Annotated in this window: 23 protein-coding genes; 5 read left to right on the forward strand and 18 right to left on the reverse strand. The window is 67.2% G+C overall.

The features are described 5' to 3' along the window. The 3 genes from ACIQ51_RS12010 to ACIQ51_RS12020 all read right to left on the reverse strand — a co-directional run. Positions 1–485: hypothetical protein (locus ACIQ51_RS12010; RefSeq protein ID WP_396205287.1), on the reverse strand; the 485-nt coding region annotated here is incomplete at its 3' end. Further along, positions 486–1,751, reverse strand: coding sequence for a cysteine desulfurase-like protein (locus tag ACIQ51_RS12015; protein ID WP_396205288.1), 1,266 nt, complete (start codon positions 1,749–1,751; stop codon positions 486–488). Beyond that, positions 1,751–2,659, reverse strand: coding sequence for an NAD(P)-dependent oxidoreductase (locus tag ACIQ51_RS12020; protein WP_396205290.1), 909 nt, complete (start codon positions 2,657–2,659; stop codon positions 1,751–1,753). Before ACIQ51_RS12020 ends, ACIQ51_RS12015 begins: the two co-directional genes overlap by 1 nt. A gap of 70 nt (positions 2,660–2,729) precedes the next feature. On the opposite strand from ACIQ51_RS12020, the gene ACIQ51_RS12025 reads away from it, so the two are divergent. From ACIQ51_RS12025 to ACIQ51_RS12040, 4 genes are all read left to right on the forward strand, one after another. Beyond that, on the forward strand, positions 2,730–2,969 hold the full coding sequence (locus ACIQ51_RS12025; protein ID WP_396205291.1) for a hypothetical protein: 240 nt from the start codon (positions 2,730–2,732) through the stop codon (positions 2,967–2,969). Positions 2,970–3,052: 83 nt separating this feature from the next. After that, a complete protein-coding gene (gene mgtE / locus ACIQ51_RS12030) occupies positions 3,053–4,465 on the forward strand; it encodes a magnesium transporter (RefSeq protein WP_396205292.1) in 1,413 nt (470 codons plus the stop codon). Beyond that, positions 4,462–5,403, forward strand: a complete 942-nt coding sequence (locus tag ACIQ51_RS12035; RefSeq protein WP_396205293.1) for a DMT family transporter — start codon at positions 4,462–4,464, stop codon at positions 5,401–5,403. Before mgtE ends, ACIQ51_RS12035 begins: the two co-directional genes overlap by 4 nt. 45 nt (positions 5,404–5,448) lie before the next feature. Continuing rightward, on the forward strand, positions 5,449–6,465 hold the full coding sequence (locus ACIQ51_RS12040; protein WP_396205294.1) for an NAD-dependent epimerase: 1,017 nt from the start codon (positions 5,449–5,451) through the stop codon (positions 6,463–6,465). A 24-nt stretch (positions 6,466–6,489) separates the two neighbouring features. Here the strand turns inward: ACIQ51_RS12040 and ACIQ51_RS12045 are convergent, their stop codons facing one another. The 15 genes from ACIQ51_RS12045 to chrA form a co-directional block, all read right to left on the reverse strand. Beyond that, positions 6,490–7,209, reverse strand: a complete 720-nt coding sequence (locus ACIQ51_RS12045; protein ID WP_396205295.1) for an SURF1 family protein — start codon at positions 7,207–7,209, stop codon at positions 6,490–6,492. Further along, positions 7,206–9,494: a 1,4-alpha-glucan branching protein GlgB gene (gene glgB, locus ACIQ51_RS12050; RefSeq protein WP_396205296.1), complete on the reverse strand. Its 2,289-nt coding sequence runs from the start codon at positions 9,492–9,494 to the stop codon at positions 7,206–7,208. The genes ACIQ51_RS12045 and glgB overlap by 4 nt, the downstream gene beginning before the upstream one ends. A 190-nt stretch (positions 9,495–9,684) precedes the next feature. Further along, positions 9,685–11,178: a hypothetical protein gene (locus tag ACIQ51_RS12055; RefSeq protein WP_396205297.1), complete on the reverse strand. Its 1,494-nt coding sequence runs from the start codon at positions 11,176–11,178 to the stop codon at positions 9,685–9,687. Positions 11,179–11,228: 50 nt separating this feature from the next. Continuing rightward, positions 11,229–11,978 (reverse strand): ABC transporter ATP-binding protein, encoded by a 750-nt coding sequence (locus ACIQ51_RS12060; RefSeq protein ID WP_396205298.1) that lies wholly within the window; start codon positions 11,976–11,978, stop codon positions 11,229–11,231. Further along, positions 11,971–13,185 carry an ABC transporter permease gene (locus tag ACIQ51_RS12065; protein WP_396205299.1) on the reverse strand — a complete coding sequence of 405 codons (1,215 nt, stop codon included), beginning with the start codon at positions 13,183–13,185 and terminating at the stop codon, positions 11,971–11,973. Before ACIQ51_RS12065 ends, ACIQ51_RS12060 begins: the two co-directional genes overlap by 8 nt. A gap of 43 nt (positions 13,186–13,228) precedes the next feature. Further along, the gene (locus tag ACIQ51_RS12070; protein WP_396205300.1) at positions 13,229–14,110 is read right to left on the reverse strand and encodes an ABC transporter permease; all 882 of its coding nucleotides are present in this window, start codon (positions 14,108–14,110) and stop codon (positions 13,229–13,231) included. A gap of 40 nt (positions 14,111–14,150) precedes the next feature. Further along, a complete protein-coding gene (locus tag ACIQ51_RS12075) occupies positions 14,151–14,927 on the reverse strand; it encodes a metal-dependent transcriptional regulator (protein ID WP_396205301.1) in 777 nt (258 codons plus the stop codon). A 7-nt stretch (positions 14,928–14,934) separates the two neighbouring features. Then, complete coding sequence (locus tag ACIQ51_RS12080; RefSeq protein ID WP_396205302.1) at positions 14,935–15,387, reverse strand: universal stress protein; 453 nt, start codon at positions 15,385–15,387, stop codon at positions 14,935–14,937. Next, entirely contained in the window at positions 15,375–16,751 is a 1,377-nt protein-coding gene (locus ACIQ51_RS12085) for an Nramp family divalent metal transporter (protein ID WP_396205303.1), read from the reverse strand. The genes ACIQ51_RS12080 and ACIQ51_RS12085 overlap by 13 nt, the downstream gene beginning before the upstream one ends. A gap of 86 nt (positions 16,752–16,837) precedes the next feature. Then, positions 16,838–18,622 (reverse strand): gamma-glutamyltransferase family protein, encoded by a 1,785-nt coding sequence (locus ACIQ51_RS12090; RefSeq protein ID WP_396205304.1) that lies wholly within the window; start codon positions 18,620–18,622, stop codon positions 16,838–16,840. A gap of 55 nt (positions 18,623–18,677) precedes the next feature. Then, positions 18,678–19,271, reverse strand: a complete 594-nt coding sequence (locus ACIQ51_RS12095; RefSeq protein WP_396205305.1) for an NUDIX hydrolase — start codon at positions 19,269–19,271, stop codon at positions 18,678–18,680. A gap of 15 nt (positions 19,272–19,286) precedes the next feature. Beyond that, entirely contained in the window at positions 19,287–19,643 is a 357-nt protein-coding gene (locus ACIQ51_RS12100) for a rhodanese-like domain-containing protein (protein ID WP_396205306.1), read from the reverse strand. Positions 19,644–19,695: 52 nt separating this feature from the next. Continuing rightward, positions 19,696–20,649, reverse strand: coding sequence for an LD-carboxypeptidase (locus ACIQ51_RS12105; protein WP_396205307.1), 954 nt, complete (start codon positions 20,647–20,649; stop codon positions 19,696–19,698). Positions 20,650–20,680: 31 nt separating this feature from the next. Further along, positions 20,681–21,532, reverse strand: a complete 852-nt coding sequence (locus tag ACIQ51_RS12110; protein ID WP_396205308.1) for a D-amino-acid transaminase — start codon at positions 21,530–21,532, stop codon at positions 20,681–20,683. Positions 21,533–21,550: 18 nt separating this feature from the next. Continuing rightward, complete coding sequence (gene chrA, locus ACIQ51_RS12115) at positions 21,551–22,711, reverse strand: chromate efflux transporter (RefSeq protein ID WP_396205309.1); 1,161 nt, start codon at positions 22,709–22,711, stop codon at positions 21,551–21,553. 80 nt (positions 22,712–22,791) lie between these two features. Between chrA and ACIQ51_RS12120 the strand changes: the two genes are divergently transcribed. Continuing rightward, the coding region (locus tag ACIQ51_RS12120) for a hypothetical protein (protein ID WP_396205310.1) at positions 22,792–23,525 on the forward strand (734 nt) is incomplete at its 3' end.

Consider the following 23,525-nt stretch of genomic DNA (forward strand, 5'->3'; position numbering starts at 1 on the left):
ATGTAGGGGCCATGCACATCGAGGATCTCGATCTCGTCGTGCACGACGGTCCGCGGATCGTCGGGCACATCATCGGCGCTCGGATCTACCTCGAGTTCGGCAGGGTGTGCCTTGCGCCATGACGCCAATGCGCGCAGCACCGTGCTGTCAGCGAAGAGCAGTGTGCTGTCGGTGGAGCGCAGCGCACGCGACCAGAGCCGCACCGTGGCGAAACTCGCGTCGGGGTATTCGGCGCCGTCGTCACTCATGAAGATCTCGAAGAGACGACCATCCACGTCCGTCAGCAGGATCGGTGCGCTGCGCACCCGCATGCCTTCACCGCTGCTGCGCACCCAATAGGTGGAATCGCCGGCCGCAAAGAGAAATTCCGCCGCCGGCAACGTACCGCCGGCCTGCGGCGCCTCACCGCACGCGGAAAGAACCGACGCCGCGAGGACCGCGAGCGCCCGCGCCGTGGCGCCCAGTGTACGGACCGTCCGCCGCATTCAGCGACCCTGTACGAGGTCGCGCACGCCATCCACCAGCCGCTGCACTTCATCGGCGGTGGTATAGCAGGCGCAACCGGCGCGCACGAGCCCCTCCTGCGCGAACCCCAGTCGGCGTGCGACCGTGGTGGCATAGAAGTCGCCGTGCGAGAGATACACACCGCGTGGTGCCAGCGCGCGCGCCACCGATTCCGATGCATGCCCGTGCACATGGAACGACAGCGTGGGCGTGCGGGCCGATCCCGGGGGCGGACCAAACAACGTCACGCCGCGGATCTCCGACAAGCCGTGCCACAGCTGCGCGAACAGCGCCTCGCCCCGCGCATGCAAACCGTGCATGACCTGCGCGAGCCGTTCCCGACGGGAGGCGGCCACATTACCCGAGATGCTGGCCAGGAACTCCACCGCCGCGGCGGCGCCCACGATTCCCTCGTGGTTCTGCGTGCCCGTTTCGAGGCATTCGGGCACCCAATCTGGCGCCGGTTCGAGCCGTGGGATGTCGAGTGATGCGGTGGCCTCCGCACGCCCGTACACCACCCCCACGTGCGGCCCATAGAACTTGTAGGCGCTGCAGAGCACGAAGTCGGCGCCGATCGCCTGCGCGTCCACGAGCGCATGCGGTGCGTAGTGCACCGCATCCACGACGGTGAGGGCGCCGGCCGCACGCGCGAGCTGCGTCATGGCAGCCACGTCGCTCACGGTGCCAAGGATATTGGACGCGGCGCCGATCGCCACCACCTTCGTGCGCGGCGACAACAGGCGCTCGAGGGCGCCGACCTCGTGGCGATAGGTCGTCAGATCGAGCGGCAGCCACTTGAGGACCACGCCGCACTCCTTCGCGAGCGCCTGCCACGGCGCCACATTGGCATGATGGTCCAGCTCCGTGACGATGATCTCATCGCCGGGGTGCAGCCCACGGCCGATCGCGCGCGCGAGGTGGAACAGCAGCGTGGTCATATTGGCGCCGAACGCGATTTCCCCCGCCGTGGCCCCGAGAAAGTCGGCGAGCGTTTCGCGCGCCTGCAGGAGCAGCGCATCCGTCTCCACACTCGTGGGGTAGGCCCAGTGCGTGTTGGCGTTGTGATGCAGCAGATAGTAGCTCATCGCTTCGGCCACGCTCTTCGGCACTTGCGTGCCGCCAGGGCCGTCGAAGTAGGCCACCTGGGCATCGCCTTCGCGACGCGCCAGTGCGGGAAACTGCGCACGGATCGCGTCCACGCTCGCGATGGCCTGGTCGCTTCCGGGATGCACCAGCGTGCTCGTCATCAACCTGCGCCTCCACGCCCACCGATGATCGCGCCGCCAAGACGCTCCACCACCTGCGCGGCCTCCACGTGATCAGCGTCTTGACCAAGTTCCGTGTGCGCCATGCGGAACAGCTCCGCCGTAATCTGCAGCAGTGGCGCGGTGATCTTCTGCTCGCGCGCGAGATCGGCGGCGATCCCCACGTCCTTGTCGAGCAGGGCCAGTCGGAAGGTGCGGGGGAAGGCGCGAGTGACCACACGGTCGGGGAAGAGATTCATACTCGCATTGGACCGGCCGCTCGACGTGTTGATCACATCGAGGGCGACCTCCGCCTTCACCCCGGCCTTCTCAAGGGCGACGAGCCCCTCAGCCGTCCCCCAGATATGCATCGCGAGGAGCGCGTTGTTGACCGCCTTGAGCGCATCACCGGCCCCGACCTCGCCACAGTGCACGATCTTCTTGCCGAAGCACTCCAGGACGGGGCGCACCCGCTCCAGGGTCGACGCATCGCCCCCGACCATCACGGTGAGTGCCCCCTGCTCCGCGCCGCTCACGCCGCCGGAGACTGGGGCGTCGAGGAAGCCGATGCCGCGGGCGGCAAGGGCCGCTGCCATACGGCGTGAGGTGGCGGGGTCGCCGGATGTGCAGTCCACCAACACGGCGCCAGGTTGGAGCGTGGCCAGCAGCCCATCGGCGCCACCGAGCAGCGACTCCACATCACGGGACACCGGCAGGCAGGTCACGACCACGTCCCGATCACGGGCGGCCTCGGCGGGCGTCGCAGCCAGCCGCGCCCCCGTGTCGGCCGCGAAGGCCTCCGCCTTGGACGCCGTCCGGTTCCACACGGCGAGATCATGGCCAGGGCGGGCGAGATGGCGCGCCATCGGCAAGCCGATGGCACCTAGTCCGAGAAAGGCAACGCGTGGCATGGCGGTATGGGGGAAGCGAGGGCCCACGACGCCGGTTGAGATACCGGGTGGCGCCGTCGAGATTGGAAAGATGCCACGACACCGCATCCACGTGCAGCTGGACGGGCTGCTTTCCATCCACGCCGTGCGGGCCGTCCGCACCGCCCTCGCGGCCGTCCCCGGGGTGCTGGGGGCGGAGGTGTCCATGCAGGGCGCCATTCTGGATGCCGAGGCGCCGCTCGACCGCGACGCGCTCGACCACGCACTGGGGTATGCAGGGGTACGGGTCCTGGCGCTACGCGAAGAGCGGGGGACGCTGCCGCTGCTGTAGCGCCGCCCGGAAGGGACCGGCCCTCGCTTTGCGACGGGTGGGCGGCGTACTAACTTGCGCCCAGACCGCCGCCCTCTTCGCCGATGACGCCTCGCTCCGACAAAGACCGTCCGCTTGCGGCGCTGATCGTGCCGGACCTGCTCGAGTTGCTCGAGGAGCATCCGGAAAGCATCGGACCGCAGACGGAGGAAATGCATCCGGCCGACCTCGCCGACGTGGCCGAGGCCATGCCGGAAGAGGCGGTGCGCGCCTTCCTGGCCGCACTGCCGCGTGAGCGTGCAGCCGAGGTCCTCGAGTATCTCGACGAGGACCTGCGCACACAGGTGCTCGAGGAGCTCCCCGCCGACGAAGCGGCGGAAATCGTCGCGGAGATGGACCCCGACGAGCGGGCCGACGCGCTCGAGGAACTCGACGAAGAAACGGCCGACGAGATCCTGCAGGAGCTCGAGCCCGAGGAGAAGGCCGAAACCGAGCGACTACTCCAGTACGATCCGTACACCGCCGGTGGCCTCATGACCACCGAGTTCGTCAGCGTGCTCGACACGCTCACGGTCGAAGAGTCGCTGCGCTCCGTGCGGGCGATGGCACGTGGCGGCCGGCGCGAGGCGATGTACACGATCTACACGGTCGATGCCGGCGGTCGGCTGCGCGGCGTCCTGTCGCTGCGCGAACTGCTGGCCGCGCCGGAGGGCTCGCTGATCAGCGAGCATGCGTGGACGGAAGTCGTGAGCGTGTCGCCCGACATGGCGCAGGAAGAGGTGTCGCAGGTCACATCGAACTACGACCTCGTGGCGCTTCCCGTGGTGGATGGCAACAAGCGGCTGCTGGGCGTGGTGACCGTCGATGACGTCATCGACGTCATCCAGGAAGAACAGACCGAGGACGCGCAGAAGTTTGGCGGCATGGAGGCGCTCGAAGAGCCCTACATGCAGATCTCGCTCTGGCAGAACGTGCGCAAGCGCGGCGGCTGGCTGGCCATTCTCGCCATGAGCGAGTTCTTCACGGCATCGGTGATGGCCCGTTATGAGCACAGCCTCAACGATGCGGTCTTCCTGTCCCAGTTCATTCCGCTCGTCATGAGTTCGGGCGGCAACTCCGGCTCGCAGGCCACGTCGCTCATCATCCGCGCCATGGCTCTGGGCGAGGTCCGCCTGAATGACTGGTGGCGCATCGTCCTGCGTGAGCTGCCGGCCGGTCTCATTCTCGGCGCCGTCATCGGCGTCATCGCGATGATTCGCATCGTCGCCTGGAACAGCCTCGGGCTCTACGACTATGGTGAGCACTCGGTAGCGATCGCGCTCGCGGTCGGTGTCACGCTGGTCGCCGTGGTCACGATCGGTTCGCTGAGCGGCTCGATGCTGCCATTCCTGCTCAAGCGGCTCGGCTTCGATCCGGCAAGCGCATCGGCGCCATTCGTTGCGACGATCGTCGACGTGTCGGCGATCAGTCTCTATTTCAGCGTGGCCTACCTGTTCCTCGCCGGCAAGCTGCTGTGAGTGAAGGGCAGACCGCGCAGCGCGCGGTGCTCCGCGGTACGCTGGCGGTGGTGATCAGCGCATGCTGCTTCGGGTCGATCTCGCCGCTCACGGTGATGGCCACTGAGCGTGGCATGGCCCTCGAAAGCATCCAGAGCTGGCGCTACCTGACCAGCGCGCTGCTCCTCGTCGTGATCGGGATCAGGCGACGCCCGCCGGCCCCGGCGCCGGGACTTGGCCCCTGGTACGCACCGCGCACGCTGTTGTTGGCGGGAAGTGGACAGGCGGTGGTGGCCACGCTGGCCCTGATGGCGCTGCGCTGGCTTCCCGCGGCCACGGCAAGCTTTCTCTTCTACACCTATCCAGCGTGGGTCACGGTCATCAGCGCCCTGCGCGGCGTCGATGCGATCGATCGCACCCGGCTGACCGCGCTGGCGCTCGCGCTCGGGGGGATCAGCGCAATGGTCGGGGCCCCGGATGCGGCGTCGCTATCGCCGCTCGGGCTGCTGGTGATTCTGTCGGGCGCCTTGGTCTATGCGCTCTACATCCCACTGCTCAGCTCGCTGCAGCGCGGGCGGGATGCGCTCGATGTGTCGCGGGCGATCGCGGTGGGGGGCAGCGCGCTCTTCTGCACCTGGGCGCTAGCGTCGGGGACGCTGTTCGCCATCCCCGATGCGGTGGCCTTCGGCGCGAGTGTGGCACAGGGCGTGTTGTCCGCCGGCTCGTTTCTCGGGTTTCTGGCCGGGCTCAAGGTGCTCGGCTCTGTGCGCACGGCGATCACCAGCACCGTAGAGCCCTTCTGGACCACGATGTTGGGCGTGGTCCTGCTCGGGCAGAGTGTGGGCACCGGCACCATACTTGGGGGCGCCGCCATCATGGCGGCCGTGCTGCTCCTGCAGCGGCCGGTGGCCTCGCCCCCCGATCCATCGTCCCATTCCACCGCACCTGCGGACAGCTGACCGGCGACGCGTCCGGGCATCGATGTTCACACACGGGAACAGTCCATGGCAAAGATTCTGGTCACCGGCGCCGCCGGGTTCATTGGATATCATACGAGCGAACGCCTGCTGGCCCGTGGCGATGAGGTCGTGGGTCTCGACAACATCAATGACTACTACGATCCCACGCTGAAGGTGTCCCGCCTGGCGCGCCTCGCGGGGCAGCCCGGCTTTCGCTTCGTCCGTATGGAGTTGGGCAATCGCGACGGTATCGAACGGCTGTTTCGCGAGGAACGCTTCGATCGCGTGATTCATCTCGCGGCGCAGGCGGGGGTGCGCTATTCGCTCACCAACCCGCACGCGTACATCGACAGCAATTTGGTGGGTTTCCTGCACATCCTCGAGGGGTGCCGACACCACGGCGTGCAGCATCTCACCTACGCGAGTTCGTCGAGCGTGTACGGGGCCAATACCGCGATGCCCTTCTCGGTACACCAGAACGTGGATCATCCGGTGTCGCTGTACGCGGCCACGAAGAAGGCCAATGAGCTGATGGCGCACACGTACAGCCACCTGTACGGGCTGCCGACCACGGGGTTGCGATTCTTCACCGTATATGGCCCGTGGGGGCGCCCCGACATGGCGCTCTTCCTCTTCACCAAGGCCATTCTCGAGGGCAAGCCGATCGATGTGTTCAATCACGGCAAGATGCGCCGCGATTTCACGTACATCGACGACATCGTGGAAGGGGTGATTCGCACCAGCGATCACACGGCGGAACCCAATCCGGCGTGGAACAGCGACGCCCCCGATCCGGCTACCAGCAAGGCCCCCTACCGCATCTACAACATCGGCAACAACAACCCCGTCGAGCTGATGCACCTGATCGGCACGCTCGAACAGACCCTTGGGCGTACCGCTGAGAAGCGGATGCTCCCGCTGCAGATGGGCGACGTGCCGGCCACCTATGCCGATGTCGAGGCCTTGGTGAAGGACGTGGGGTTTGCGCCCGAGACACCGATCGAAACCGGGGTGGCGCGTTTCGTCGCGTGGTACAAGGAGTACTTCAGCATCGGGGACTGACTGCCTGACCGGAGGGTCCCGCCGCTAACGGCGCTTCGTTCTCGCAAAAACGGCGAATCCGACTAGGAAGACCGTAGCGAACGAGAACCACTGGAGCGCGTAGCTGAGATGGGGCCCCTCGTTCACCGGCGGCGGCGGCACGCGCGTGGGGCGCGTGATGTCCTGCATGATGGTGTCACCCAGCGCCAGCAGGATGAACGGCGCCACCGGTCGTCCCATCATGGTGGCAATCGTGTCGCGGTCGAGCAGCCGCATGGCGCGCGGCGACGACTGCATGCGCGCCATGCCAGGCTTGGGAGGCGGGAAGCTGGTGAGCAGGGCCTCCATACGGAGCGTGTCGCGTTCGCGCGCCGTCGCGAAGTCGATGGTGCGACCATCGGGGGCGTACACGTAGCCCCGCAGGACGATGAGGACGGTATCACCCCAGCTGCCGTCCAGCGGGCGCACGGGCGTGAGGAGGTACACCCCGGGCGAACCATTCTGCGACCGTGTGGCATGCACCAACTCGCGCTCGTAGTCAGCGACCCCCTCCACCCGCACCCTGCGCCAGTGGGTCGCGCTCGTATCCTGCCCGCTTAGCGCACCCATGGACAAGACCGCCTGCGCGCCGCGTGCTGACACGATCGCATTCTGGGCTTGTCGCTGCGTCAGTCGATCGAGCTGCCAGAACCCCAGCCGCACGCACACCGCCGAGGCCACAACGGTAAGCGCACCAAAAACAAGCGTCGTGAGTCGGCTGGTCATGCGATGGGCGTGCGCGGCGGTGTACGACGGCGCGCCGTGCGTGCCGGGGCGATCGTCTCCGGGTTGGCAGACGACGCGGCCGCCGACACCGGCTCGGGGCGCAGGACGAGCATACTGAGCGGCGGCAGCGCAATCACCAGCGACTGCTCGAAGCCATGATACGGAACGGGCTCCGTCTCACACAGGGTGTCGACGGAACACCCGCTGCCCCCGAATTCCGGTGCATCGGAATTGAGCGCCAGAACGTAGCGCGCGCGCGCGGGCGCGCCGAGACGATAGCCGGGCCGTGGCACCGGCGTGAGGTTGAGCACAATCACGACGTGATCCCTTCCATCAAAACGTGCGTACGAGAACACCGACTGTTCGCGATCGGCCACGTCGATCCAGCGAAACCCCGCCGGGTCGTAGTCACCGCGCCAGAGGCTGGGCTGCTCGCGATACAGTGCACCGAGCGCACCCACGTATTCCATCAAGCCGCGACGGCGCGGATCGGCAAGCAGGTGCCACTCGAGCTGCGCATCGTGATTCCACTCCTGGTCCATACCCAGCTCCGTGCCCATGAAGAAGAGTGACTTCCCGGGTCGCGTAACCGAGTAGCCGATCAGCGTGCGCAGATTGGCCAGCTTCTGCCAGTCGTCGCCCGGCATCTTGCCGAGCAGCGACTTCTTGAGGTGCACCACTTCGTCGTGAGACAGCGGATTCACAAACCGCTCGCTGTACTCATACCACATGGAAAAGGTGAGCTTGTCGTGCGCCCCTTTGCGGAAGACGGGAGCAACCTTGTAGTAGTCGAGCGTGTCGTGCATCCACCCCATGTTCCATTTGAAGGTGAATCCCAGGCCGCCCTCGCTGATCGGCGCGGTCACCTTGGGCCATGCCGTACTCTCTTCCGCCACAGTGATCACGCCGGGATGGAGCGACTGCACGGCATGATTGAGCTGCTTGAGGAACGCCATCGCCTCGAGATTCTCGCGGCCACCATGGCGATTTCGCAGCCACGTTCCTGCCTCCCGACCATAATCGAGATAGAGCATCGACGCCACCGCATCCACGCGCAGGCCGTCAATGTGGAACTCCTCGATCCAGTAGAGTGCATTCGCCACGAGAAAGTTGCGTACTTCGTGGCGGGCGTAGTTGAAGATGTGCGTGCCCCATTCCGGATGGTCACCGAGGCGCGGGTCCTCGTGCTCGTAGCACGCCGTTCCGTCGAAGCGCCGCAACGCCCAGTCATCCTTGGGGAAATGCGCGGGCACCCAGTCGAGCAGTACGCCGATGCCCGCCAGATGCAGCGTATCCACCAGCAAGCGGAACTCGTCGGGGGAGCCGAAACGCGACGTGGGCGCATAGTACCCCCCCACCTGGTAGCCCCAGGAGCCGCCAAAAGGATGCTCCTGTACGGGCAACAGTTCCACGTGCGTGAAGCCTAGACGCCGCACATGATCTGCCAGGCGTGGGGCGAGTTCGCCGTAGGTCAGCATGCGGTTGTTCTCCCCGCGCATCCACGATCCGAGATGCACTTCGTACACGAGCATGGGCTCGCGCAACGCATCACTCTCGGCGCGCTGCGCCAGCCAGCTGCCGTCGCGCCAGAGATATCGACTGCGGGCCTGCACGATGGAGGCGAAACCTGGTGACTGCTCGAGCTTGTGCGCGTACGGATCGGTCTTCATGCAGGTGGTCCCCGTACGCGTCAGAATCTCGTACTTGTAGAGACTCTCCTCTCCCACGCCGGGCACGAACAGTTCGAATACGCCGCTGGCGCCAAGCAGTCGCATGAGGTGCGCCTGACCGTCCCACTGATTGAAGCTGCCGACCACGCTGACGCGCACCGCATTGGGCGCCCACACAGCGAAGGCCGTACCCACCACGCCGTCGATGGTGCATGGATGCGCCCCCAGCTTCTCCCACAGGCGCAGGTGGCGCCCCTCATTAAAGAGATGCAGATCCATCTCGCCAAGCGTGGGGGGGAAGCGGTAGGGATCCTCGATCACCGTCACATGTCCACTCGTGCTCGTGACCTCGAGCTGGTAGACAAACGGGAGGTCACGCTGCGGCAACAGCACCACGAAGAGGCCGTGCTGGTCGCGCTCCATGGGAATGCGCTCGTTGCCGGTGAGCATGGCCATCGCCAACGCGTGGGGCTGATGCGCGCGGATCACCAGGCCACGCTGCCCATCGACCGACATCGGATGAACACCGAGCAGGTCGTGTGGCCGGGCAGACGCACCGCGCACCAGTCGGAGCGCGGCGTCGTCGGGCGTAGTCGGCAATGCGGGCGAGGGCATCCCCGAAATGTAAGCGACCATCAGAAGCGCAACGGCCGTTTGCCGATCATGGCGGAATGGACGGTGGATTGCCCGAGGCGGTCCGGTCCGCCTGATGGAAGGGCCCCATCCATGCCGGTGCGCTCCAGCGCGGCGCTCCAGCGCGGCGCGCCGAGGCGGAGGCCAGGGCGAGACACCGCACCCCGATGTCTCAGCGATACGTTTCGAAGAAGCCTCGCCCGCGGCCGACGATCTCCCGGCCTCGAATGCGACCGCGCAACTGTGCCTCACCGGCCATCTGAACGAAGAACGGTTTTGACAAGCCCCGGACGTAGTCACCCTCCCCACGTTCGGCGAACCGCGCTCGGGTGTCGGTTGCTACGGCGTCGTCGATCGTGAGCGTGAGTGATACGGTATCGGCGCCGCGCACCTCGTACAGGTGTGCCACGGCCGGCACGCGGAGCGGACCGTCGGTGGTATTCACCACGCGCGCATCCTCGTAGCGGATTTCACGCGGGCGGAAGAGCGCCAGGAATCCACTCGCATCAGTCACATACACAAATAATGGCGACGTGCCGCCCGTACGATCCTCGGGCTGAACGCGCCCGTACAGCACGGTGTACTCGCCGGCTCGTGTGGCCCCCCATTCCCACGTGACGCCGCGCCAGCCGCCCCAATTGTGATCGTGGTACGACTGCGCCCCGTCGTAGCGCTCGCAGCGGCCACTCACGCAGATGCTGCCACTGGCGGCCGCGCGCAGCCCGGGCACGGCGTAGCCGCTCGTGAAGTCACCGCTGACCAGCATGGCACCGGGGAACTCCACGCGCGGCGCCGGCGCGACGATGAGATCGACGGTGACCCGTGCCCCGCCTCCCACCTCGCGGGCGATCGCCTTCACCGCATACCGGCCATCTGGAAGGACTCGCACACGGCCCTCGCCGACCTGCACATCGGCGTCGCGGAGACTGAAGCGCACGCGGGCACGCGGCACATTGGTCACGAAACGCCGCGGCGCCCGCCCGCGCTCGTGCAACGTGACCAGCATCTGACCACCCCACTGCGTACCGCGCACATCACCGCCAGCCAGCAACGTGATGAACGCCCACCGGGTGGCATCTGGCGAGATCACGTTGAAGTAATGCCACTCGCCCCAGGAGTCGGCATTGGCCATGTCATCGCCAGGCCGATGGAAGTGGTCGATATCGTGCCGCAACTCCGCCGCGGTGGGTGATATCCAGCGGTGATCGCCCTCGTCGTCGTCCCACGTTCCGCGCGTCACCACAGGCATGGCATCGAGGGCACGTGTGGCCGAAGGGACCTCCCCTGTGGCCCGCACGGGGTGCTCCACGCCGTCGGCCGTGGTGAGATAGAGCAGCTTCCCCTCGAGCTGCGGTGCCACCACGGCCACCGCATCCGAGAGCCGCGGTGATGCCAGCACCTGCCGATGCACGAAGCGCGCGTTGGGGACGGAGAAGAAGAGCCCTCCCAGCCCACCGGTCGTGAGGACCTCGATATCGATCCCCTCAGGTAACACCGTGACCTGACCGCCGCCAACGAGACGCTCCTGACTGGCCTGACGCACCATCGCTTCACCGACCGCCAACAGCACGATCATCACCCCCACCCCCACGCCGAAGCCACCGCACAACAGCAGGGCGCGCCCCGGCCGCGACGTGACCGTACGCCACGCGAGCAGCCACGACATGGCAAGACGAAGCGCGCCCGTCGACGGTGAGGGAGGTGATGACGGCGACATCAACCGACTGGCTCCGCCCTGCGAGTGTCGGCCGCCACGCGTCCATCGAGCAGGCGAATCACGCGCTGCGCCGTGTTGGCAACCACCGCGTCGTGCGTCACGAACACCAGCGTGGTGCCATCGCGGTGGAGCTGACCGAACAGCTCGAGCAACCGCTCACTCGTGGCCGCATCGAGCTCACCGGTGGGCTCATCGGCCAGCAGAAGCGCGGGCTCGTTGGCGAGGGCGCGCGCAATCGCCACGCGTTGCTGTTCACCACCCGACAGCTGCGTGGGGCGATGACCACGCCGGTCACCCAGCCCCACGTACCCCAGCAAGTCAGCCGCCCGTGCCTTGCGTGCGCTCCCCGCCATGCCCGCTTCGGCCAGCGGCAGTTCTACGTTCTCGAGTGCCGACAGGGTGGGCATGAGATAGAACCGCTGAAAGACGAACCCGATGTGGCGTAACCGGAAGGCGGTGGCATCCCGATCCCCCAACGTGCTCGTGTCGCGTCCGTTCACGAACACGCGCCCGCTCGACGGGATGTCGACGGCACCCAGCAGGTGGAGCAAGGTGCTCTTGCCACACCCGGACGGGCCCGTAAGGGCGGCGAATTCTCCGCGACTGATCGAGAGGTCGATCCCGCGCACCGCCTGCACGGTGGCATCGCCCATGCGATAGCTGCGGGTCACCTGCTCACAGTGGATCACGGCGCTCGGCGGTGAATCCGCCGCCAGCGCGGACCGTGCAATGATCGGCGTGTCAGCCAACGGCGTCCTCACGCAAGGCGCGAACGATGGGAATGGAGGCGGCGCGCCACGCCGGCACGAGACCGGCGAGGGTCCCGGATACCAGCAGCAGAGCGAGCGATTTCCAGGCGGCCTCTGGGCTCCAGAGGAAGAAGTCGAAGGCCGCCGGCAACCCCGGAAAGTCGCGCAGAATGCCGTTGAGCCACTGCGCGGTCACGAGCCCGAGCACGAGGCCCGCAACAATGCCGGCCGTGCTGAGGAAGAACCCCTCGAGGAACACCTGCCGGAGGACCCCGTCCTTCTGGGTACCGATCGCACGGAGCACCGCGATCTCGCCGCGGCGCTCATTCACACTCAGCGTGACCAACGTAGCCACCAGGAGGAAGCCGATGCCCAGACTGATGGCCCCAAGCACGAAGGCCAGCTGCCGGAAGTACGACAGGCGTTCCTCGACCTGTCGAATGGCCGTTTCAGTACTGATCGCCGTCACGCGCGGCTGTGTGGTGGCGATCCAGGCCCGCACCGCTTCCACACCCGCCGAATCGGCACGGCGCGACTCGGCCATCGCCACCGACATGCGATCCCGATACGCAGGGCCGAGCAACGACCGCACGACGGTGAGCGGCAGTGCCATGACCGGCGTCTCGCCGGGCACGTAGAAGAATCGGCCTTCACCGGTCAACCGGACCACACGGGCCCGCGCCGCCGTGCGCAGCTGGGCGTCGATTCCCGCTGCCACCGTCAGTGTGTCCCCAAGCGCGCGACCGGTGCGAACGAGGAACGCGCGATTCACCACGACCGGGACGGGAACCCCTCCCCCGAGCGTGTCGTCCACGGGCATATCGTGCCCTGCATCAAGCGCATAGTCCCCTTGGACATTGCTTTCGAGACCGAGCGAGAAGACCGAGGGAATGCGCTGCGATGGCAACCCGAGCGTGGCACCCAGCCCGGGGCTGACGGCAACGATATCAGGGTTAGCGCGCAACGCCCCGACGATGGCGGTGGCACCGTCGATCGTAGCTTCACTGTCGAATGGCAGCGTACCCTTGGGTGACACGCGCAACTGATACCCGCGGGTGAGCAGGAGCGACCGGAACGACTCGCGCATGCCGGTGGCCAGCATCACCATGTCGAGCAGCAAGGCGGCAGCCACCGCGATGCCCAGTACGGCGAGTGCGGTACGTGCGGGGTGCCGCCTGAGGGTCGCGGCAGCAAGTGTGACACGCATGCTCACGGGATGCGGCATCGCATATCGGTCGCCAGCAGCGCGCTCATCGTCCGAGCAGGGCAAGTGGCGGCGTGCGTACGAGACGCCAGGCGGCAAGGGTACCGGCGCCGATGCCCAGGACAAGGCTCGTCAGCGTCGCAAACGCGAAGATCTTGGGCGTCAGGAGCGAGAAGAGGAGCGGCGTACGGTATACCTGTTGGAAGTGCGCGTTGACCAACACGCTCGCCAACCAACCGATGCCGGCACCGATCACACTGCCAATCACCGATACGAGCGCCGCCTCGAGCACGATGGCGCGAACGACAGTCCCTCGCGAAATGCCCATGAGCCGGAGTGCCGCGATATCGCGCCGCCGTTCTTCCACGCTCAGGAGCAACAGACAGAGGAGAAAGACGGCGCTCGCCACCACGGTGATGAGCCCGATCGCGGTATGAAAACGCTCCACCACGCGGAACGTGCGCGAGCTCTGCACCGCCACGTCGGTGGATTTGTGCGCACGGAATCCGAAGGCGACGTGATTGATGCGCGCGATCGCCGAGTCTGCCGAGACACCGTCCCGCACACCCACCGCGAAGCGGTCCACCCGGTCGTCGAGCCCCAGGAGGTCTTGCAGCTGTCCGAGATGCGTGCGAATACGGTACTCGCGTCGGGCCACTTCGGCGGGATCGGCCTTGCGCTGGAACACCGCATCCACACGCACCGGCGCTCCGGTGACCCCTGGCTTGCCGGAGAGGCGAACAACGCTCCCGACGTTGAGCCCGAGATCCTCGGCCATCCGCACATCAATGGCGATCCCCCGCACCGTCGGCGCACGACGCCCGTAGGTGGGGGACAGAAGGCTGTCGCCCTGTGCGGCCACGGAGCGTGGCACGCCCCCCGCCGCGGCGGCGAGCACCATCACCGTTGCCACCGCGCGTACGACCATGGGCACCACGCTCCGAACCCTCGACATCGGCCGGCGCCTGTCAGCGGGCGGACTTACGGGAACGCTGACGGGCGGGAGTGGATGCGTCCGACGCATCGCGGACGGTGGACTCGGTAGTCGGGGTCGTGGCAAGCATGGACTCCACCAACACCTGAGCGGCCAGATTGGGTCCCACGATCGCTTCGCGACCATCCACGGAGAGCGTGAGTGGTCCGTCGAAGGGGCCACGCGCGGTGAGTGCAATCTGTGCCCCAGGCTGCAGGGCGATCTCGGCGAGATAACGCAACAAGGCAGGATCCTTGTCACTCACCTGCACCATGCGCACGGTTTCCCCCACCACGAGGTCAGCGAGCGTGCGGTGGGAACGTTCTTCCACCACGCCGTCCGCCGTGGGAATGGGTGCCCCATGCGGGTCGGCTGTGGGGTGGCCAAGGGCCGCCGCCATCCGCTCGATCAGGTCATCCGAGGCGGCGTGCTCGAGTCGCTCGGCCTCATCGTGCACCCGGTCCCACGGATACCCCAGCACGCGCGTGAGGTACGTCTCGAGAATCCGATGGCGCCGGATCGTGCGGAGCGCGGCACGACGCCCGAGGGCGGTGAGCTGCACCCCACGGTACGGGACATGATCGAGGAAGCCCTGCGTAGCCAAACGCCGGATCATTCCCGTGACCGATGCCGGCGCCACGTCGAGCGCCTGCGCCACTTCCGAGGTGGCGGCAGCGCCGAAGCGCGTTTCGAGCGCGTAGATCGCCTTCAGATAGTCTTCGACCGGCTCCGTGAGGAGCGGCGGCGGGGCCTCGACGCGGCTGGGCATCATCGAAAGATCAACGCGGGCGACCGCCGGCGGGACCCCGCACCATGAGGACCGGCACCATGGTGCGGTGGCGAACACCGTTCGCCGTGGTGCCGTACAGCAGGTCCTGCAGCCCGCGATGGCCGTGCGTGGCCATGGCGATCAGATCACACGCTTCCCGGTCAGCCGCCGAGGCGATCTCCGCGGCCGGATCGCCGCCAGCGAGGATCGATTCGGTCTCGAAGCCTTCCGCGCGCAGCGCGGCGCAGCAGCCTTCGAGGTACTCACGGTCTGCACGCATCTCCTCAGACTCGCGCAGCTTCAGCGCCTGCTGATGGCGCGCCGCCCAGCCATCGGCCACGTGAATGAGCACGAGCGAGGAATGACAAAGCGTGGCCAGCTGCTTGACATGGTCGAGGATCACCCGGTCGTAGGTGGAATGCTCGAGGGGCACGAGAATGCGCCGGTACATCAGGCCACCCATCCCCGCAGGGTCTGCACAAGCAGCCACGCATTGAGGGAAGCGATCACCGCGGCCACGGTATAGGCCGCGACCTTGAGCGGCACGGAGTTGACGAACTCGCCCATCTTGGCCCGGTCGGAGGTGAACTGCACCAGTGGAAACACGGCAAACGATAACTGCAGCGACAGGATCACCTGACTGAAGACCAGTAGGCGGGCCGTCCCGCTTTCGCCGTAAAGTATCGCCACGATCGCCGCCGGCACGATGGCGATGGCGCGCGTGATGAGACGCCGCAGCCAGGGGCGGATGCGAAGATTGAGGAAGCCCTCCATCACAATCTGGCCAGCCAGCGTGCCGGTCAGCGTGGAGTTCTGCCCGGAGGCGAGCAGCGCCAGCGCGAACACTGCGCTGGCCCCACCGACGCCGAGGAGCGGCGTGAGCAGCTTGTAGGCATCCTGGATCTCGGCCACCTGTGTGTTGCCGGTGCGATGAAAGGTGGCGGCCGCCACGATGAGGATCGCGGCGTTGATGAAGAGCGCGAAGGTCAGCGCGATGGTGGAGTCGAGGAAGGCAAACCGCACCGCTTCGCGCTTGCCCTCGGCGTTCTCGGCGTACTTGCGCGTCTGCACGATGCTCGAGTGCAGGTACAGGTTGTGCGGCATGACCGTGGCGCCGAGGATGCCGATCGCGATGTACAGCATCTCGGGATTGGTCACGATGTCGCGGCTGGGCAGGAAGCCACGAGCCACAGCGCCCATGTCCGGGCGCGCGATGGCCAGCTCGAAAAGGAAGCAGCCACCCACGACCGCGATAAGGGCAATCACCAGCGCCTCGAGCAGTCGGAATCCCTTGTTCTGCAGGTACAGCACGATCATCACGTCGAACGCGGTGATCGCGATCCCAACCGGCAGGGATATGCCGAACAGCAGGTTGAGCGCGATCGCGGTGCCGATTACCTCAGCGAGGTCGCAGGCGGCGATCGCGAGCTCGCACAGCACCCACAGGATGAACCCGGTGCGCGGGGCGTAATGATCACGGCACGCCTGCGCGAGATCGCGGCCGGTTACGATGCCGAGCTTTGATGCGAGCCCCTGCAGGAGCACGGCCATGAGGTTGGACAGCAGAATGACCGAGAGCAGCGCGTAACCGAACCGGGAGCCGCCGGCAAGATCGGTGGCCCAGTTTCCGGGGTCCATGTAGCCCACCGCCACCAGATACCCGGGGCCGGCGAACGCCAGCAACTTGCGGAACCAGGTAACGCCGTTGACCTCGACCGAGCGATGCACTTCGGCGAGCGACGGAGCCAGGCGGGCGCGACGCCAGCCGGGCTCGTTGGTGGGCTGTTCTGGCGAATCTGCCAGTGACTCAGTATTTGGTGGGACCATACCTAAAGTTTAGGACAGACTAAACTCTACGGCAAGCCCACGATGGCCGCCCCAGCCGTGCGGCGCCCTCGCGGCGCCGCTGCCTCTCAGTTGCCGGCGGCGACGCCGTCGCGTCGCGGATCCGCCACACCGATACGCGTGCCATCCGTGCGCACATAGACCGCGTGTACGCCGCCGAAGGTGATGTCGGCCACGCGACTCACCGGGCGATAGCCGCGCGCCACCAGGGCCTGGTACACCGCCGGCGCAAACCCATTCTCCACCTCCACATCCTTCTGCGATGCGGCCGTGTGAATGCGCGGGGCCGCAATCGCCATCCACGGATCTTCCCCGAACGCCAAGGTCCGCAGCGTGACCTGTGTGATCGCCGGCTGGATGTACTGCGAGCCCGCCGCACCGATCACCAGCCGCACGGTATTCCCCTGCAGAATGAGCGTCGGCGACATCGTTGTGTTGGCGTAGCGGTTGGGCCCCCGCGTACGGGCGTCGAAGTTGGACGCCGAGGAATTGAGCCAGAACCCTTCGGTATACACGCCGGAACCGAAGAGCACACCGATGGTCGTCGTAGCCGAGACGGCGCTGCCGCTGGCATCCACCACGGCCAGATGGGAGGTGAAGCTGCCACCCGCATTGGGCTCGGCAGCGGCTTCTTCCTCGCGCGGACCGTTGCCCGAGCCGCTGCCCGAGCCGGCGCCGCCCGCCACGGCCGGATAGGGGTCGTACGGCGCACACGACGACGCGGGAGCCACGGTATCGTGCGCCCAGGCATCGCCTGCCCGCACCGTGTCGGCGAGCGCACCACCAACCAACCCTGCCCGCTGGCGCGCATAAGTGGCAGCCACCACGCCGCGCGCCGGCACCCGCATCGACAACGGGTCACCGCGCCAACGGTTGGCATCCGCATTGGCGATGCGCAGGATGTCGGCCATCTTCACGACCGCCTCGGGGTGCGACGTGAATCCCCGCGCACTGGTCACGCCGGAGAACTCCGCCATCTGCAGCATCTCGAGCACGGACGAACCACCCATCGGCGGCGGCGCACCCAGCACGGTGTACTCACGCCAGCTGGTGCACAACGGACGCATCGCGGTGACGGGATAGTCCTGCAGATCTGCGGTGGAAATGAGCCCGCCCATGGCGCGGACCTTGGCGCTCACGCGCTCGGCCACCGGGCCACGATAGAACGCCTCACGACCACCGTCCTGGATCCGCTGCAGCGTGGCCGCGAGTTCTGGCTGCACCAGCCGCTCGCCGGGACGGAGCGCGTCGCCGCGCGGCATGAAGCGCGCCATGGCCAACGAATCGGCCTGCATCTTGGGACGTGACGCCGCGATCGTGCGTGACAACAGCGGCGATACGACGAATCCGTCACGCGCGAGCCGAATCGCCGGCGCCATGACCTGCGCCAGCGTAAGCGTGCCCCACTTGGCGTGCGCCTGCAGGAGCCCTGCCACCATCCCCGGTGTGGCCGCAGCGCGCCCGGGAGCACGCGAGGTCTCGGCCATGCCCCACGCCGGATCTGCGCCGGAGCGGGGATAAAACGAGAGATGCTCCACGCGCCGCGTCTTCGCATCATAGAAGGTCATGGCACCGCCGCCGCCGAGTCCGGTCTGCGACACGTCGGTCACCGACAGGGCGAACGCCGTGGCGACGAAGGCGTCGACCGCGTTGCCGCCGAGCGCCATCACCTCCGCACCAGCTGCGGCGGCATCCGGATGCGATGCGGACACCATACCACGTCGCCCCTCTACGCGCTTGCCGGCCATCGGCGACTCGGGGGCGCTACGAGCGGCAGGGGCACAGGCCGCGACGGCCATGGCGACGACTGCGGCCACGGCGATCGGACGAAGACCAACACGAACTGCGGTCACGGAAAACTCCTCTCTAGCGGGACGGCCATGGTGTACGACGCGTGCAAGGGCAGGACTAGGGCTCCAGCAACGACAACAGTTGCTGGACGATCCGTTCGGTGAGCCCCCAGACGATGTGCTCGCCCACGCGGAATCCGGGGAAGCGTGCGCGGACGCCGTTGATGATCATCTCGTGGTCGGCCCGCGTCTCCTCATGACGCAATACGGTCAGCGGCACCCAGAACGTTGCCGCCACTTCCCGACTGGGCACGAAGGTCACATCAGGCGAGACAATCGCCACAAACGGACGAATGATGATCGGGGGCAGCACCGGGTTGCGGGGCGCAAGATCGTCGAGACGGCCCACCACTCGACCAAGGGTGAGGTCGAGTGCCAGCTCCTCCAGGGTCTCGCGCACCGCCGTCTGCTGCAGGTCGGCGTCGCCTGGCTCGCGCCGACCGCCGGGAAAGGCCATGTGCCCACTCCACGGATCGCCCTCGTGCTCCGATCGCTTGATGAAGAGCAACTCGGGTTCTCCGTCCACCACGCGCATCACCGCGGCGACTGCGGCCAGTCGGCTGTCCTGCCGCGCCGTCGCATCGATGGCCACACGCGTAGCCAGCGCGTCGACGATCCGCGCCACAAAGGGATGCTGCAGCGACCGCTCCACGATCCGAACGTCCCCTTACTCGGCGACCTCACCACCCGATGCCACCCAGTCACGGAAGCCGCCCGCCAAGGAGGCGACGTTGGTATAGCCCATTTCCATGAGGGTACGCGCCGAGAGCGCCGACCGATTCCCGCTCGCGCACATGAGCACCACCCGGGCGTTGCGAGGCACCCGGGCTTCGATTTGGCTCTCGAGCACACCGCGACCGATGTACTCCGCCGGCTTGGCATGCCCCAGCGCCCACTCGTTCTGCTCGCGAATATCGATCAGCACCAGTGACTCGCCATGGGCAAGGGCGGCCTGCACTTCCTGCGAAGTCACCTCGGCGATGGCGGCCTTGGCTTCGGCGATCAGCTGCTGAGCGGTCTTCATCGGCATCTCATGGATTGGAGAGGAAGCGGAATGGCACGGACAATCGTGGAGTTCAGGACGCAGCGGGAGACGAGTAACGATGCACGTGCAAGGTCCGGGCATCCGCATCGAGCGTCGCAAGCGCGCCGAACGGCAGCGTCCACTGCTGCTCGATGTGGCCGACGGGAATCCCGAAGAGCGCGGGTACGCCGAGCGTCTGGGCCACTTCTTCAATGACCGCGTGCAACGTGCGCTGGCCGTCTTCGGTCGTATCGGGGCAGTCCGTGAACTGCCCCACCGCCAGGGCGCGACAGCCCGTAAACGCCCGCGCCAGCTGCAACTGCACCAACATACGATCGAGCCGATACGTGGCCTCGTTGATGTCTTCGAGCACCACGATGGCATCGGTGAAGTCGACGGCCCACGGTGTGCCACAAAGGGATGCCACGAGCGCCAGGTTGCCGCCCGCCAAACGCCCGGTGGCGGTGCCGCCGGCAAGGATCTGCGCGTCGGACGCATGCAGGAGACACGAAGCACCGTGCTGCACTGTCTCGACCAGCGACGCGCGCGAGAATGCGCTGAGCGGTGAACGGGCCGTGGGACCATGGAAGCTCACCAGCCCCGCCTGCTGCCACGCCGCATGGAGCGCCGTAATGTCGGAGTAACCGAGCAGCGCCTTCGGCTTCACCTGCGGCAGCACCGCCTGCACCCGTGGCAGCAACCGCGCGGCGCCGTACCCGCCACGGATACACCAGATGCCGTCCACGCGGTCGTCGGTGAGGGCTTGGATCAGGTCGTCGCCACGTTGGGCATCGTCACCGGCGAAATAGCCGTGCCGCGCCAGGGCATGTGGCCCAACGCTGACCGTCCACCCGAACGACTCCGCCGTGGCCACGGCCCGCTCGAGTTCGTGCGGGCCGAGGAGCGGCCCGGATGGGCACACCAAGGCCACGTGCGCGCCTGGCGCCAGCCGAGGCGGCTCGCGCAGGGGACGGAGCGAAGGGAGGGCGGTGGACGGCGCGGACATGTTCAAACCTACTGCCTTCGCCAAGGGGCGATCAGCCGGTGAGGCGAGCCGCCCGTGCCAGATACCCGTCGCGCATGCGCATGGAGACCGGTCCGACCACGCCGTTGGCCACCCGCTTGTCGCCGATCTGCGTGACGGGCAACACGAAGCTGGTCGCGCTCGTCATGAAGCACTCATCGGCGGCGATGGCCTGCTCCACCGTGAAGGCACGCTGCTGCACCGGCACCCCTGCGTCCCGCGCCACCTCCAGCACCACATCGCGCGTGATGCCGGCGAGAATGTCGCACGACGTGGGCCGTGTGTAGATCGTGCCGTTCCGCACGATCCACACGTTGCTCGACCCCCCTTCGGTCACCAGGCCATCTTCGTGCATCATCGCCTCGAAGGCGCCGGCCTGCCGCGCCGCCTGCTTGGCCAGCACCTGCGCCAGCATCGACGTGCTCTTGATGTCACACCGCTGCCAGCGAAGATCGGGCACCACATGCAGCCGGATCCCCACCGCATTGGGATCGTCGCTCAGCTTCTTGGGACGCGCATACGCGAACGCCGTGGGGGTGACCTGCGACGGGAACGGAAAGTCACGCTCGGCCGCGCCACGGGTGACCTGCAGGTACACCAGCCCCTCGCGGATGCCATTCTCGCTCGCGAGCCGCTGCATCATGTCTTGGAGGGCGTCGGCGTCGTAGGGCGCCGGCAGGCCGATCTCACGCATCGAGCGCTCGAGCCGCACCAGGTGGCGGTCGGCGTCGAGCAGACGACCGTTGAAGACCGCGGCCACTTCGTACACGCCGTCGCCGAACAAGAGACCGCGATCGAAAATCGAGACGTGTGCATGCTCTTCGGCCACATAGGTGCCGTTCAGCCAGCAGGTACGATGAGACACAGGGGTATGGGCAGAAGGTCAGGGGCCGGCCAGCAGCTGCCGGAGCAGGCCGACGACGGCGCCACCAACCAGAACCCACCCGGCACCGATCCGCGTGCGCAGCAGCAGCGCGCTGGATGCGAAGAAGATAGCCAGTGTCCACGGCGATGGCGCGATCCCCCGGCCGATCGTCAGCACCACCGACGCCAAGAAGGCCAGTGTCACGGCATTGACCGCATCGAGTGCCCGGGACAGCCCCGGCGTGCTGCGCAGACGCCGCACGAACGGGGCGGTCACGGCCACACCCACGAACGCCGGGAGAAAGATCCCCGCGGTGGCTGCCGCCGCCCCGGCGTGCCCGCCCAGCAGATACCCCACGAAGGTGGCCGCCGAGAAGACGGGCCCGGGAGTCACCTGCCCCACCGCGATCGCATCCAGCAGCTGGGCGTCGCTCAGCACGCCGAGCCGGGCCACGAACTCACCGCGCAGAAACGTGAGCAGCACGTAGCCACTACCAAACAGCACGCTGCCGATCTTCGCGAAGCTCAGGAAAATGCCGGAACTGCTCACCCCTCCGAGCGTGATTGCGCCCCCCGCGGGCACACCGACCGCCAGCGCGGGGACAACGCCCTGAGTCGGCGGCGAGGTGTCTTCCTTCTGACGCGTGGTCATCCCGGCCAGGGCGAGGGCCACCATGACCGCGCCGAGCAGGATATGCAGCTCGGAGATGCCAGCGAGCACGCCCACGAATGCTGCCCCCGCGAGGCCGGCGGCAGGACGCGAGCGCACGAGGCTTCCACGCAGCCGCCAGATGGCCTGGACCACCACCGCCAGCACGGCGGGCTGCACACCCTGCAGCATCGCGCCCACCTCCACACGCTGCCCGTACGCCACATAGCTCCACGCGATCCCCCACACGAGCAGGACGGCAGGCACGATGAAGCAGGTACCGGCCACGAAGAGCCCAGCCCACCCGGCACGATGATAGCCCAGATGGATCGCCAACTCCGTCGAATTGGGGCCGGGGATGAGATTGGCCGCGCCCACCAGATCGGCGAACTGGTCGCGCGTGATCCACTGTCGTCGCGTAACCAGTTCGTCTTCCATGGCCGCCACGTGCGCGGCCGGCCCGCCGAAGGCGGTGACTCCGAGGCGCGTGAATACCCGGGCCACTTCGGCGAGAGGCGATGGCGACGTCATGCCTGCAAGATGCGTAGGAACGATCCAGCACGCACGATCCCGGTGACACACACACGCGGCGATGCGCGCACTGTGCCGCCGTGCTCACTCTCCGCGCTGCCGCTCAACTGCTCGCGAACGCCACGGGCGTCGCCTCCCTCCGTCCGCTGGCGGCCCTACTCGGCGCCAGCGGCACTCCCCGTCCCGTACGTGCGGCCCTCCGTCGCGAGATGGGACTCGCCGGGCTGACGGGCCGCACCCAGCTGGTGCCAGGCGCCGGCGCGTTTCGCGTCCTGATCGCCGAACTGGAGCCCGCAACGGACGTGGGACCGGACACCGACGTGCGCGAGCGCACGCGCCGGGTGGGAGCCGCCTTGCTTCGGTACGGGCCCGCCATGTACTGGGCGATCGTCGCGGTCGATCTGCGCCAGCTGTGCGTTGCCACGGTGTCGCCCGGCGACGGCGGCCCGCGCCTCGCCGTCTTGCGCGTGGATCGCAGCCGAGTGCTCGACTCCGACGCCGAAACACTCCGCGTCCTTGCTGAGGTCAACGAGACGGATGACGTGCTGCGGCATGCGCGGCTGACCGACATGCTGCGCCGCGAGGCACTCGGCCTTCGCTTTTATCGCGCACTTGACTCGGCAGTCGCCCGCCTCGCCGACTCGCTGCCATCGACTGGCGCGTCACGGAGCGAGCGACGCGAACTCGCCCTGCTCTGCGCCTCTCGCTGCCTCTTTCTCGCCTTTCTGGAGGCCAAGGGTTGGATGGATGCGCGCCGCGACTTCCTGCTGCATCACACCCTGCACGCGTTGGAATCAGGCGGCCGGCTCCATGA

Source organism: Gemmatimonas sp. (assembly GCF_044344655.1).
Taxonomy (GTDB): domain Bacteria; phylum Gemmatimonadota; class Gemmatimonadetes; order Gemmatimonadales; family Gemmatimonadaceae; genus Gemmatimonas.

Coding starts and splice junctions, on each gene's coding strand:
- ACIQ51_RS12015 (WP_396205288.1), bottom strand. CDS start 1,751: ATGACGAGCACGCTGGTGCATCCCGGAAGCGACCAGGCCATCGCGAGC.
- ACIQ51_RS12020 (WP_396205290.1), bottom strand. CDS start 2,659: ATGCCACGCGTTGCCTTTCTCGGACTAGGTGCCATCGGCTTGCCGATG.
- ACIQ51_RS12025 (WP_396205291.1), top strand. CDS start 2,730: ATGCCACGACACCGCATCCACGTGCAGCTGGACGGGCTGCTTTCCATC.
- mgtE (WP_396205292.1), top strand. CDS start 3,053: ATGACGCCTCGCTCCGACAAAGACCGTCCGCTTGCGGCGCTGATCGTG.
- ACIQ51_RS12040 (WP_396205294.1), top strand. CDS start 5,449: ATGGCAAAGATTCTGGTCACCGGCGCCGCCGGGTTCATTGGATATCAT.
- ACIQ51_RS12045 (WP_396205295.1), bottom strand. CDS start 7,209: ATGACCAGCCGACTCACGACGCTTGTTTTTGGTGCGCTTACCGTTGTG.
- glgB (WP_396205296.1), bottom strand. CDS start 9,494: ATGCCCTCGCCCGCATTGCCGACTACGCCCGACGACGCCGCGCTCCGA.
- ACIQ51_RS12055 (WP_396205297.1), bottom strand. CDS start 11,178: ATGTCGTGGCTGCTCGCGTGGCGTACGGTCACGTCGCGGCCGGGGCGC.
- ACIQ51_RS12065 (WP_396205299.1), bottom strand. CDS start 13,185: ATGCGTGTCACACTTGCTGCCGCGACCCTCAGGCGGCACCCCGCACGT.
- ACIQ51_RS12070 (WP_396205300.1), bottom strand. CDS start 14,110: ATGGTCGTACGCGCGGTGGCAACGGTGATGGTGCTCGCCGCCGCGGCG.
- ACIQ51_RS12075 (WP_396205301.1), bottom strand. CDS start 14,927: ATGATGCCCAGCCGCGTCGAGGCCCCGCCGCCGCTCCTCACGGAGCCG.
- ACIQ51_RS12080 (WP_396205302.1), bottom strand. CDS start 15,387: ATGGGTGGCCTGATGTACCGGCGCATTCTCGTGCCCCTCGAGCATTCC.
- ACIQ51_RS12085 (WP_396205303.1), bottom strand. CDS start 16,751: ATGGTCCCACCAAATACTGAGTCACTGGCAGATTCGCCAGAACAGCCC.
- ACIQ51_RS12100 (WP_396205306.1), bottom strand. CDS start 19,643: ATGAAGACCGCTCAGCAGCTGATCGCCGAAGCCAAGGCCGCCATCGCC.
- ACIQ51_RS12105 (WP_396205307.1), bottom strand. CDS start 20,649: ATGTCCGCGCCGTCCACCGCCCTCCCTTCGCTCCGTCCCCTGCGCGAG.
- chrA (WP_396205309.1), bottom strand. CDS start 22,711: ATGACGTCGCCATCGCCTCTCGCCGAAGTGGCCCGGGTATTCACGCGC.